The sequence below is a fragment of the Streptomyces sp. NPDC057623 genome (assembly GCF_042800355.1).
Lineage (GTDB): Bacteria > Actinomycetota > Actinomycetes > Streptomycetales > Streptomycetaceae > Streptomyces.
This window is the reverse complement of record NZ_JBHVGZ010000010.1, coordinates 139,278-151,535: the sequence shown is the minus strand read 5'-3', so window position 1 is coordinate 151,535 and position 12,258 is coordinate 139,278. Positions and strand designations below refer to the sequence as shown.

10 protein-coding genes are annotated in these 12,258 nt (G+C 72.9%); 9 read left to right on the top strand and 1 reads right to left on the bottom strand.

Annotation, left to right across the window (positions count from 1 at the left end; all coding sequences use genetic code 11):
* Positions 1-23 precede the first annotated feature (23 nt).
* Positions 24-869: a (2Fe-2S)-binding protein gene (locus tag ACFU95_RS13760; protein WP_383826383.1), complete on the bottom strand. Its 846-nt coding sequence runs from the start codon at positions 867-869 to the stop codon at positions 24-26.
* A 205-nt stretch (positions 870-1,074) separates the two neighbouring features.
* On the opposite strand from ACFU95_RS13760, the gene ACFU95_RS13755 reads away from it, so the two are divergent.
* The 9 genes from ACFU95_RS13755 to ACFU95_RS13715 all read left to right on the top strand — a co-directional run bounded on the left by ACFU95_RS13755 (position 1,075) and on the right by ACFU95_RS13715 (position 12,216).
* Positions 1,075-2,067, top strand: a complete 993-nt coding sequence (locus ACFU95_RS13755; protein ID WP_383826557.1) for a FecCD family ABC transporter permease — start codon at positions 1,075-1,077, stop codon at positions 2,065-2,067.
* On the top strand, positions 2,064-3,113 hold the full coding sequence (locus ACFU95_RS13750) for a FecCD family ABC transporter permease (protein ID WP_383826380.1): 1,050 nt from the start codon (positions 2,064-2,066) through the stop codon (positions 3,111-3,113). Before ACFU95_RS13755 ends, ACFU95_RS13750 begins: the two co-directional genes overlap by 4 nt.
* Before the next feature lie 184 nt (positions 3,114-3,297).
* Entirely contained in the window at positions 3,298-4,119 is an 822-nt protein-coding gene (locus ACFU95_RS13745) for an ABC transporter ATP-binding protein (protein ID WP_383826377.1), read from the top strand.
* A gap of 28 nt (positions 4,120-4,147) precedes the next feature.
* On the top strand, positions 4,148-5,170 hold the full coding sequence (locus tag ACFU95_RS13740) for an ABC transporter substrate-binding protein (protein ID WP_383826374.1): 1,023 nt from the start codon (positions 4,148-4,150) through the stop codon (positions 5,168-5,170).
* A gap of 90 nt (positions 5,171-5,260) precedes the next feature.
* On the top strand, positions 5,261-6,436 hold the full coding sequence (locus tag ACFU95_RS13735) for an acetyl-CoA carboxylase biotin carboxylase subunit family protein (RefSeq protein WP_383826372.1): 1,176 nt from the start codon (positions 5,261-5,263) through the stop codon (positions 6,434-6,436).
* Complete coding sequence (locus ACFU95_RS13730) at positions 6,433-8,085, top strand: IucA/IucC family protein (protein ID WP_383826369.1); 1,653 nt, start codon at positions 6,433-6,435, stop codon at positions 8,083-8,085. The genes ACFU95_RS13735 and ACFU95_RS13730 overlap by 4 nt, the downstream gene beginning before the upstream one ends.
* A complete protein-coding gene (locus ACFU95_RS13725) occupies positions 8,082-9,275 on the top strand; it encodes an MFS transporter (RefSeq protein WP_383826366.1) in 1,194 nt (397 codons plus the stop codon). The genes ACFU95_RS13730 and ACFU95_RS13725 overlap by 4 nt, the downstream gene beginning before the upstream one ends.
* Positions 9,275-11,020, top strand: coding sequence for an IucA/IucC family protein (locus ACFU95_RS13720; RefSeq protein WP_383826364.1), 1,746 nt, complete (start codon positions 9,275-9,277; stop codon positions 11,018-11,020). Before ACFU95_RS13725 ends, ACFU95_RS13720 begins: the two co-directional genes overlap by 1 nt.
* Positions 11,017-12,216 carry a type III PLP-dependent enzyme gene (locus ACFU95_RS13715; RefSeq protein ID WP_383826362.1) on the top strand — a complete coding sequence of 400 codons (1,200 nt, stop codon included), beginning with the start codon at positions 11,017-11,019 and terminating at the stop codon, positions 12,214-12,216. Before ACFU95_RS13720 ends, ACFU95_RS13715 begins: the two co-directional genes overlap by 4 nt.
* Positions 12,217-12,258 lie beyond the last annotated feature (42 nt).

Below are 12,258 nucleotides of genomic sequence, written 5' to 3'. Positions count from 1 at the left end.
CGTCAGCCGTGGGGCGCGGGCGCTCAGCCCTGGAGCCTGCGCAGCCGCTCCGCGTCGCAGGTGCGGGGGCAGGTGGAGCACGCCTCGGCCGGGCGGATCGTGTAGTACATGCAGCACCCGGCGCGGGTGCGGGTCGGGTGCCGCCGCCCGTCGTCGGTCGTCAGGTGCCGGAAGTCGGCGCCGCCCGGGTACGGGGTCACGGCGGTGGGCAGCAGCCGGGTGGCCGCCGCGACGGCGTCGTCCTCGCGGCCGAGCGTGCGGCCGAGGTACCAGATGCCGGAGACCAGGTCGTCGCAGACCATGCCCCACAGGGCGCGTGAGCGGCGTCGCGTGAGGGGGCCGATCGCGTCCAGGAGCGGACCCATGTGATCGGCGACCGCGGCGCGCAACTCGGCGCGCAGGGCCTCTTCGTGAGGGACCGTCAACACGCCGGGGAGCGTGGCCGCCGGGTCGTCGTCCAGACAGGCGAGGTCACTGCCGGGGGTGAGGGTGAACTCGGCCGAGGCGAGGTCCAGGCGCAGGTCTTCGGGCCGGATCCGGGGCACCCGGCGTGCCAGGTACCAGGTTCCGCTCATGAGGAGCGAGACCGACCAGGCGTAGTCGTGCAGCGCGCGGGAGGCGGCGACGTCGCGGCGCGGAACGACCCCGTAGCGATCGCGAATCCGGGCCGCCTCCGCCGCCACGAAGGCGTCGAGCACGGCCTCGTCCTTCACCAGTTCCGCGGCCGACACTCCCGCCGGGGTCTCGTCGGCACCGGGCAGGGCGACCCGCACGCTCAGGACTTCGCACAGATCGGTCAGCCGCGCGAAGTCGTGACGGAGCGTACGCGCGACGGCGCCGGGCGGCGGGATCGTCGGGGCCACGGACATCGGCGCTCCAGTGGGGGATTCAGTGCAAGTCGGCCAGGTAAGGCTTACCTTACACTCGCGATCACATGGAAAACGCCAGGTGAACTCGCCGCAAGTGATCGACTATCGCGCACATCACAGTGATCCCACAGCAGTTGAAACATAAAGGAAGCCTAACCTAAGCTCACGGCTTGTGACTGCGACCCAACGGGGCGCACCGGTCGGTGTGCCCTTCCGTGCCTACAGGCACATTCCGCTCTTCCTCGCCGGCCTCGCCGCCCTGACCCTCTGCACCGCACTGAGCCTCGCCCTCGGCGCCCGCTCCGTCCCCCTGGGCACGGTGGCCGACGCGCTGCTCGGCGATGTTCACGGACGCGAGGCACTGGTGGTGACCGGACTGCGCCTCCCGCGCACCGTCATCGGACTCGCGGTCGGCGCCGCACTCGGGGTCGCCGGGGCCGTCGCACAGGGCATCACCCGCAATCCCCTCGCCTCACCGACCACGCTCGGCATCAACGCGGGCGCCGGTTTCGCGGTCGTCGTCGCCATCTTCGCGCTCGGGCTCAACAGCCCCGCCCAGTACGTGTGGTTCGCGTTCGCCGGCGCCGCCGCGGCCGCCCTGTTCGCGCAGGCGCTGGCCCGTCGCGCCGGGGACATCGACCCCGTACGACTGGCGCTGGGCGGCACCGTGCTCCAACTGGTGCTGCTGTCCTGGACGTCGGCCGTCATGCTGATGAACCAGCGCACCCTGGACGAGGCCCGTTTCTGGCTGGCGGGATCACTGTCCGGTCGCACCCTGGACGTCCTGTGGCCGGTCCTGCCGACCCTGCTGCTCGGCCTGGTCGTCGCGCTGGCCGTCTCCCCCGCGCTCAACGCCCTTGCCATGGGCGACGATTCCGCCCAGGCACTCGGCGTGCCGGTGGCCCGGATCCGGCTGGCGGGCGGCATCGCGGTCGTCCTGCTCGCCGGGTCGGCGGTCGCGGTGGCCGGTCCGGTCGCCTTCATCGGACTCGCCGCGCCCCATCTCGTACGGCCCCTCCTCGGCGGCGACCACCGGCTGCTGGTCCCCGGCTGCCTGATCGCCGGTCCCCTGCTGCTGCTCTCGGCGGACGTACTCGGCCGGATGGTGATCCGGCCCTCGGAGCTGGAGGTCGGCATCGTCACCGCGTTCCTGGGCGCCCCGCTGCTGGCGCTGCTGGCCCGGAGGGTGGCCCGATGAGCGCCGCCGTACTGTCCGTGCGGGCGAAGTCCACGGCCCGTACCCGCGTCCGGCGCCGCGTCCTGCTGTTCGCCGCGACCGCTCTGGCCCTGCTGTTCGTGCTGCTCACCGTGTCCCTGACGACGGGTGAGATGCCGATGCCCGCGTCGACGGCGCTGCGCGCGCTGGTCGGGCTCGGGGATCCGGGGGACGTGCTGGTCGTGCAGCAGTTCCGGGCGCCGCGCTCGGTCGCGGCGATCGTCGCCGGTGCCGGGCTCGGCGCGGCGGGATGCGTGCTGCAACGCCTGTTCCGCAACCCCCTGGCCTCCCCCGACGTCATGGGCATCACCGGCGGGGCTTCGCTGGGCGCGGTCGCGCTCATCGCGGCCGGTGCCTCGCAGGCGCTGATCCCCGTCGGAGCCCTGGGCGGCGGGCTGCTCTCGGCCCTGCTGCTGGGCGTGTTCGCCTGGCGCTCGGGACTCGCGGTCACCCGGCTCGTACTCACCGGGCTCGCCGTGCAGGCGGGCCTGGCGGCCGGCGTGAACCTCATGATCGTGCGGTTTCCCGCGGAACTCGCCGGGTCGGCGTTGCAGTGGACCACGGGCTCCGTGTACGGGCGGACGTGGACCGAGGTGTGGGGTGCCGGCGGTGCCATGGTGGTCGCGCTCGCCGCCGCGCTCGTCATGCACCGGCGACTCGCCGTGCTCGACCTCGGGGACGACTCGGCGGGGGCGCTGGGGCTGCGCACGTCCTCGGCGCGGCTCCAACTGCTCTTCGTCGCCGTCGTGTTGGCCTCGCTGGCCGCGGCGCTCGCCGGGCCGGTGACCTTCGTGGCGCTTGCCGTGCCGCATGTCGTGCGGTTCGTCACCGGGCCGCCGACCGCCGCGTCGCTGGGGTTGGCCGGGCTCACCGGGGCGGTGCTGTTGCTCTCCTCCGACCTGGTGGTGCAGCACCTGCTGCCGATCGAGGGGCTGCCGGTCGGGGCGGTCACGGCCACGCTGGGTGCGCCCTGGCTGTTGGTGTTGATGCTGCGGCAGAGCTCTCCTGTTCAGAGGAGTCGCGGATGACGAATCGTTCCGCCGGGGGTGCCGCGATGTGTCGTGCGGCGAGTGCGGCGCCGTCATGGCCTGTCGCGCCCGCGCGGCGGAAGCCGCACGTTCAACGCGGCCCCGCGCCCCTTCAGGGCGCTGCCGAACGCCCGACCTGCCTCGCACCCCGCACAAAGACTCCACCGGCCGTCAGGAGCCGCACATGACCGCGACCGCCAACCAGCTCTCCACCCAGGGCCTCGACCTGCGCTACGGCGACCGCCTCGTGGTCGGCGGCCTCGACCTGACGCTCCCCGGCGGCGCCGTCACCGCGATCGTCGGCCCCAACGCCTGCGGGAAGTCCACCCTGTTGCGGGGGCTGAGCCGGCTGCTCGCACCGGCCGCCGGCCACGTCACCCTCGACGGCGCCGACATCCACCGCATGTCCGCCCGGGCGCTGGCCCTGCGGATGGGTCTGCTGCCGCAGCAGCCCGTGACACCGGAGGCGATCACCGTCGAGGCGCTGGTCCGCCTGGGCCGGTATCCGCACCAGCGGCTGCTGAGCCCCTGGTCGGCCGCCGACCAGAAGGCCGTCGACGAGGCCCTGGAGCGCACCGGCACCGCCGCCCTGCGCGACCAGCCCGTCGACCAGCTCTCCGGCGGTCAACGCCAACGCGCCTGGATCGCGCTGGCGTTGGCACAGGACACCGAGCTGCTGCTGCTCGACGAGCCCACCACCTTCCTCGATCTGCGACACCAGCTCGACGTGCTCGACCTGGTCGCCGCCCTGCACGCCGAGGCGGGCCGCACCGTGGTGATGGTGCTGCACGACCTCGGACAGGCCGCCCGCTACGCGGACCACATGGTCGTCCTCAAGGACGGCTCTCTCGCCGCCGCCGGCACCCCGGCCGACGTCCTCGACGCGGAGCTGGTCAAGTCCGTGTTCGACGTGGACTGCCGGGTGATCCCCGACCCCGAGACCGGCACCCCGCTGGTCGTCCCCAGGAGCAGCGCGGTCCGGCGGCCCTCCGCCGCCACCGCCTGATCAGTCCCCACTCACAGAAAGACCCCTCATGTTCAACCGATCTCCCCTGCGCGGAATCGGCCGGCTGATCGCCGTGCTGCTCGCCGTCGTACTCGGTACGGCCGTCCTGGCCGCCTGCGGCAGTGAGGACTCCTCCTCCAACGAGAGCGACACCGCCCAGCACGCGGGCGACAGCTCCGCCTTCCCGCGCACGCTGAAGACCGTGATGGGCGACGTGAAGATCCCGTCCCAGCCGAAGCGGGTCGTCGTGCTCGACACCGGTGAGCTGGACGACGTCACCCTGCTCGGCATCGACCCGGTCGGCGCGGTCGCCCCGCACTTCAAGACCTCGGGCGGCTTCCCGACGTACCTGGACGGCGAGTTGAAGGACACCGCCGACGTCGGCCCGCTCCTGGAGCCGAACCTGGAGAAGATCGCCTCCCTCAAGCCCGATCTGATCCTGTCCTCCAAGGTCCGGCACGAGAAGGTCTACGACAAGCTCAGCGCCATCGCCCCGACCGTCTTCACCGAGACCACCGGCGGTGTCTGGAAGGAGAACCTCAAGGTCCACGCCGAGGCGCTGGGTCTGGAGAAGGAGGCCACGGCCAAGCTCAAGGAGTACGAGACGCAGGCCGCGGCGCTCGGTGCGGCCATCAAGAAGAAGGACGGCGGCACGATGCCGACCGTGTCCGTGGTGCGCTTCATCGCCGGTCCGACCCGCCTGTACCAGACCAACTCCTACAGCGGTGTCGTCCTGAACGACATCGGCTTCCAGCGGCCGAAGTCGCAGATCTCGGACGACCCCGAGGTCACCATGAAGGACGTCAGCCCGGAGGAGATCGACCAGGCCGACGCCGACCTGATCTTCGTCACCGCCGCCGACGCCGAGGACAAGACCCAGAAGAAGCAGGTCGTCTCCAACCCGGTGTGGAAGGACCTCCCGGCCGTGAAGGACGGCAAGGTCTTCGAGGTCCCGGACGAGACGTGGATGTCCGGCATCGGCGTCCAGGCCGCCGAGGAGATGCTCAAGGACGTGGCCAAGGCCACCGGCGTGGAGCTCCCGGCGAAGTAGCAGCCGCCGCACCTTCGAGGGCGGGCCGTGCCCGACCGGCCCGGCCCGCCCCTCAACCCCCCACCCGCTAGCGGAAGTTGCTCATCCGGCATGCGCCTGTACCTGCTCGCCCTCAACCCGACCGACGCCGTCACCGAGGGCTTCCTGCCCGCCGCGGCCCGGCTGGGCCTGGACGTCACCCTCCTCACCGACCAGCCCGACGCCCACCACGGCGTGTACCCGGACGTCGAGATCCTGGAGTGCGACGTCCGTGACTTCCGGGCCGTGATCACCCGTGTCTCGACCCACCACGCGCCCGACGCCGTCTTCACCAACAGCGACCACCTGCAGACCCAGGCCGCCCTGGCCGCCGCCTACTTCGGCCTCCCCGGCAAGGACTGGCGGGCCACCCTGCGCTGCAAGGACAAGGCCGAGATGCGCCGCCGGCTCGCCGCGGCCGGCGTGGACACCGTGTGGTCGGCCGAGCTGACCGAACCGGTCGCGCCCGGCGACGCGCCGTACCCCTGTGTCGTCAAACCGCGCGAGGGCGTGGCCAGCGAGGACGTCGTCCTCGTCCACGGCCCGGAAGAGCTGGTGACCCACACCAAGGAGATCCTGGACCGCCGCCCGGGCACCGTCCTGGTCGTCGAGGAGTACCTGCCCGGCGACCTGTTCACCCTGGAGACCCTCGGCGACGGGCAGGTCCGCCATGTCCTGGGCGGCTTCCACACCGAGCTGTCGCCGCCCCCGTACTTCATCGAGGAACGCCTCACCTTCGTCGCCGCCCACCCCGAGCCGGTCGTCGCGCAGGTCCTGGAGCAACTGGACGCGCTGGGCGTCGGGTTCGGCGCCTGCCACACCGAGTTCGTGGTGCACGACGGGCGGGCCCGGATCATCGAGGTCAACTACCGTGCCATCGGCGACCAGTGCGACCTGCTGCTGGCCCGGCTCCTTCGGATACCGCTCTTCGAGCACATCCTGCGCACCCACCTCGGCGAGCCGCTCCCGGCCGACCCGGGCGCCCGCAAGGACGGCGCGGCCCGCCTGGAGTACCCGTGCGCCGAGCGGGCCGGCACGCTCGTGGGCGCCCCCGAGGCCACCGACCTCGACGTCGACGGTGTGCATCTGACGTACCGTCCGCTGCGCGCGGTGGGTGAGCGGCACGAGCTGTACCGCACCAACCGTGACTACCTCGGCGTCCTGCGGGCCACCGGCACCGACCAGCCGACCGTGGACCGCGTGGTGGCCGACTTCCTGGCCGAACGGCACTGGGAGATCCAGCCGTGAGCGCGCCGGACGGCTCCGAGGCGGAACTCCTCACCCGTGTGCTGAGCGCCCTCCTGCGCGAGGACGTGGTCGGTCTGCGCACCCGGAGCACGACGGTCCACCAGCAGGACGGCAGCTGGCTGCGGCTCCCCACCGGAGGGGACGCCCTGCTGCTGCCGGTCACCGAGGACGGCTTCCAGTGCGTGTACGCCGCCCGGCGGCCCGTCCTCGTACGCGAGTCGGACGGCGCGGAGCTGACCTCGTACGAGAGCGTGCTCGGCGCACTGCGCGAGCTCGCCGATCCCGAGGACCGGGGCGGCTTCGACGCGTTCACCGAGGAGTGCCGTCAGACACTGGCGACCATGCGGCTGCACGCGGCGACCCGGGCGGAGGTGATGGCCCGGCTCACGGACGAGCCCGGCCTCGGCGGCAGCCTGGCGTACGACACGCTCGCCGCCCGCCACGACCACCCCGTCTACCCGACGGCACGCGGCCGCTCGGGGCTGACGGAAGAGCAACTGCGCGCGTACGCCCCGGAGTTCGGCCCACGGTTCGCACTGCGCTGGATCGCCGTGCCCCGTGCCGAGGTCACCCTTGCGGGCAAGCTGCCGGAGTTCTGGCCGACACCCGACACGCTGGGCCTGCCCGGCCTGCGGGACACGCATGTGACGCTGCCCGTGCATCCGCTCACCGTCGGCGCCCTGCCCGCCGGCACCGTGCCGGCCGACCGCGCCTGCCTGGACGTCGTACCGACTCTGTCCATGCGGACCGTGGCCACGGTCGCCGACCCTTCCGTGCACCTCAAACTCCCACTGGCCACCGCGACGTTGGGGCTGCGCAACAAGCGGACCATCAAGCCCGGCACGCTGGTCGACGGAGCGGTGGGCCAGCGACTGCTGGAAGCGGTGATCGCCCGCGAGCCCCAGTTCCGGGACACGGTCCTGCACGCCGACGAGACGACGTACGCCCACGCCGGGCACGAGCTGCTGGCCGTGCTGTGCCGCCGCTACCCGGCCGGGCTCGACGACTGCACGGTGGTGCCGCTGGCAGCGCTGCTGGCCGAGGCGCCGGACGGACGTCTGGTGATCGACCAGCTCGCGGACCGCTACTACGGCGGTGACCCGCTCGCCCTGCTGGACGCGGCCCTCACCCTGCTGTTCGACTGGCAGACCACCCTGTTCGGCTATGGCATCGCCCTGGAGTCGCACCAGCAGAACGTGTCGCTGGTACTCGGGCCGGGCGGCCTGCGGCTGCTGTTCAAGGACAACGACGGACCGCGCGTCAACGTTGGACGGCTGGACGCAGTGCTGCCGGGGCCGTGGGACTTCGACGACGCGCGGATCCTCGGTACGGACGACGGTCCGGTCGCCGACGTGTTCGCGACGATCACCCTGCATCTGTGCGCGGCCTCGTACGCGTTCGGGCTCCCCCGGTACCGCCACGCCCTGCTGGACCTCGTCCGGGTCCGGCTGACGCAGTCCCTCGACCGGCTCGGCGGCGACGCGGCGGACGTGCTGCGTGCCCGCCTGCTGGACGCGCCGGAGCTGCCGGTGAAGGCGATGGTGTCGGCCGGGACGCTGCTGTCCAAGGAGCGCTCGGGTGCGGCCGACATCAACAAGCACTACACGACCGGACCCAACTACCTCCTGCGTAACGGGAGTTCGGCATGAGCACGGAGGCATTGCGGGTGCCCAGGTCGGAGTTCGGGCGCGGGCATGTGCAGGCGGTGGCGGGCTGCTACTTCGTGGCGTCGTTCGCCGCGCTGGGGCTGCCGCCCTATCTCACGCAGATCCTGCCGGAGCTGGGCGACCAGGGTGCGCGCTGGGCCGGGGTGCTCTACATCGTGCCGACGGTGTTCGGTGCGCTCGGGGCGCCCCTGTGGGGGCGACTCGCGGACCGCTTCGGCCGTAAACGTCTGCTGCTGCGCGCCCAGTTGGGGCTCGCCGTGTCGTTCCTGCTCGCGGGCTGGGCGGACTCCCTGGCCACCTTCACGCTGGCACTGGTGCTCCAGGGCATCCTGGGCGGCACGTTCGCCGCGTCCAACGGCTATCTCGGTACGGCCCTGGAGGGTCCGGCCCTGTCCAAGGCGCTCACCCTGATGCAGGGCAGCGCACGGGCCGCGCTGGTCGCCGCACCGATCGTGGTCGGCTCCCTGTCGGGCTGGCTGTCCCCGCACCGGCAGTACGCCCTGCTCGCCGTACTGCCACTGACGGCGGCCCTGCTGCTGGCGGCGCTGCCGGAACCGGCCCCGGCCCAGAAGCCGCAGCGCGGACCGGAGACAGAGGTGACCGAGGCGCCCTCCGCGATGTCGCTGAGGACCCTGTTCGCCCTGGAGTTCGCCTTCGTGTTCTCCACCGTCATCTCCTTCCCCTATCTCATCCAGCTCGTCGACGACCGGCTCCCCGGCACCTCGCCGGCGCTGACCGGCGTCCTGTTCGCCCTGCCCCACCTGTGCTACCTGGTGTCCGCGCTGGCGGTGCACGCCGCCTTCCGGGACCGTCCACGGGCCGGGCTCGCGCTGGGCTTCGCCTGTATCGCACTCGGTCTCGCCGGACACGGCATCGCCGACTCGCTGCCCACGCTGATCGCCGTACGACTGCTGCTCGGCGCGGGGCTCACCCTCGGCCTGGTCTGCCTGTCGGTGCTGGCCGCCGACTGCGCCAAGGGCCGGGCACCGGGCCGGATGTTCGGTTCGCTGGAGTTCTTCTCCAAGGCCGGCGCGGTCGCCGCCGGGGTGACCGCGGCCGCGGGCACCGCCCGCTACGGACCGGCCGCTCCCGTGCTGATCGGCGGTGCGGCCGCCGCCGTCACAGCCGCCCTTCTCCCCACACTGCACCTGCGCACCCGCTGGAGCCACTGATGCCCTCCCTGACCGACTCGCTCCCCGAGCAGGGCCGTCTCCCCGTCGCCCGCGCCGGCCTGCCCACCGCCGACGACGCGGTGGCCCACACCCTCCTCAACTGTCTGCTGCGCGAGGTGTCGGCACCCGAGCACCAGTCCGTCGTCGCGGACGGCCATCTGCTGCTGCGGCTGCCCCGCCGCGGAGTCCTGCTGCGGGTCGCCCTGCGCCGCACGTCGCTGCTCGGCGCGCACCGCTTCACCGGGCCGGTGAGCGAGCAGCGGGGCGAGGCGTGGGCCGAGGTGGACTGGCGTCGCCTCGCCGAGTACACCCACGACGAACTGTCGCTGCGGACGGGCGTGCGCAACGAGGAGTTCCTGGAGCAGATCGTCTCCAGCCACGAGGCCGTCGGGACGGCGCTCGCCGGCACGCGCGCGGCCCGCCCCGCCGAGGACCGGCTCTCCACCTATGTGCGGTCCGAGCAGTCCCTCCTCTTCGGCCATCGCTTCCACCCCACGCCGAAGGCCCGCACCGGCGACCCGCGCGCCTGGTCGGCGTACGCGCCCGAGGCCGGCGCCTCCTTCCCGCTGCGGCACCTCGCCGTCCGCGCCGAACTGGTCGCCGAGGAGCACGCCGATCCGTCGGCCGCCGCCGCGCTGGACCGGCAGCGCACGGACGTCCCGGACGGCTACCGTCTGCTGCCCGCCCACCCCTGGCAGTACGAGACGCTGCGCGAGCATCCCCTGCTGCGGGCCGCCCTCGACCGCGGGGACGTCATCGACCTCGGCCCGGGCGGTCAGCCGTTCGCCGCCACCGCGTCGGTGCGCACGCTGTACGACGGGGAGACGTTCCTGAAGTTCAGCCTGAACGTGCGGATCACCAACTGCCTGCGCAAGAACAGCAGTTACGAGCTGTCGGGGGCGGTCGCCCTCACCCGAGTCCTGGCCCCGGCGCTCGCCGATCTGGCCGAGCGCTTCCCCGGCAGCGACGTGCTGCGCGAGCCCGCCTATCGCACACTGGCCCTGCCCGGCCCCGACGGCACCCCGGACCGCGCGCTGTTCGAAGGCTTCGGCGTCATCGTCCGCGAGGGCCTGCCCCCGCGGCTGGCGCCGGGCACCACTCCCCTGCTGGCGGCGGCCGTCGCCGACGAGTACCCGACCGGCCCCGCGCACATCTCGCACCTCCTCGCCGGAGCGGACGAACAGACGGCTCTCGACTGGTGGTCGACCTACCTCGACCTTCTCCTGCCGCCCGTCCTGGCCGCCTACTTCGACCACGGGCTGGTCCTGGAACCCCACCTCCAGAACGTCCTGATCTGCGTCGACGGTGACGGCCGGCCCGCCCAGGTCCTCTTCCGCGACCTGGAGGGCACCAAGCTGGTCCCCGACCACCACGAGGACACCCTCGCCGCGCTGCCGCCCGAGGTCGCGGCGCCCATGTCGTACGACGCACAGCGCGGCTGGGACCGCGTCGTGTACTGCCTGCTGGTCAACCACGTCGCCGAGCTGCTGGCCGCCCTCGCCGATCTGCACCCGCGGGCGGAGGCCGCGCTGTGGGGCCGGGTGCGCGACACACTCCGGGCGTACTCCGACCGGTTCGGCTGCCCGCCCCGGCTGGCCGCCCTCCTCGCCGGGGTGCCCCTGCCGGCCAAGGCCAATCTCCTCACCCGCTGGGAACGCAAGGCCGACCGGGAGGCGGGCTACGTCCGGCTGCCGTCGCCGCTCGCCGAGGACGTCCTGCGTGACACGACCGGAGGTGTCCGATGACCTCACCGACCCCCGCGGTCCGCGACCGGATCCTGTCCCTCGCGTCCACCGAACTGCCCGCGTACGTCTATGACTTGGCGGCTCTGCGTGCTCACGCGTCTGCCGTCCGGGACGCCCTGCCCGAACGGGTCGAGCTGTACTACGCGGCCAAGGCCAACCCGGAGCCGGAGATCCTCGCCGCGCTCGGCCCGCACGTCGACGGCTACGAAGTCTCCTCGGGCGGCGAACTCGCCCATGTGGCCAAGGCGGTACCGGGACGCCCGCTCGCGTTCGGCGGTCCGGGCAAGACGCCGGACGAGGTGACGGCCGCGCTGGAGGCGGGGGCCGAGCGCTTTCACGTCGAGAGCGCGTACGAGCTGAGGATGCTGGCCGAGCTGGCGCGGCGGGTGGCACCGGGGCGTCGGGTGGCGGTGCTGCCGCGCGTCAACCTGCCGGTGGCCGACGGGTCGTTGGCGGGCAGCTCGCTCGCGATGGGCGGCCGGCCGACCCCGTTCGGCATGGATCCCGGGCAGGCCGGGTCGGTGATCGGGGCGCTCGCGGACGGCACCTACCCGCAGCTCGAACTGCGCGGTGTGCACGCCCACCTGGCGAGCGGGCTGGAGGCCGCCGAGCAGCTGTCGGTGGCGGAGACCGTCGTGGCCTGGGCGACGGGCCTCGGGGCCCGGCTCAGCGAGGTGAACGTCGGCGGCGGCATGCACGTCGACTACGCGGATCCGGAGCGCCGCTTCGACTGGGCGGCCTACGGCCAGGGGCTCGCGCGCCTCACCGAGAGACACCCGGGGCTGACCCTGCGCATCGAGCCGGGCCGGGCGCTCACCGCGTACTGCGGCTGGTACGCCACCGAGGTGCTGGACGTGAAGCACAGCCACGGCGAGGAGTTCGCCGTCGTCCGGGGCGGCACCCACCATCTGCGGACCCCGGCGACCAAGGGGCACGACCAGCCGTGTTCCGTCCTGCCGGTGGACGCCTGGCCACACCCCTGGCCACGGCCCGCCGCGGAGAGTGACCGGCTCACCCTGGCCGGACAGCTGTGCACCCCGAAGGACGTCCTGGCCCGCCGGGTGCCGGCGACCGGACTGCGGGCCGCGGACCGGGTGGCGTTCGCGCTGGCGGGGGCGTACGCGTGGAACATCTCGCACCACGACTTCCTCATGCACCCCCGCCCCGGCTTCCACTTCCTGGACAGCGCCGGGTAGCAGGCGCGTCACTCTCGGCACACGAGCGAGGGCCGCCGGATC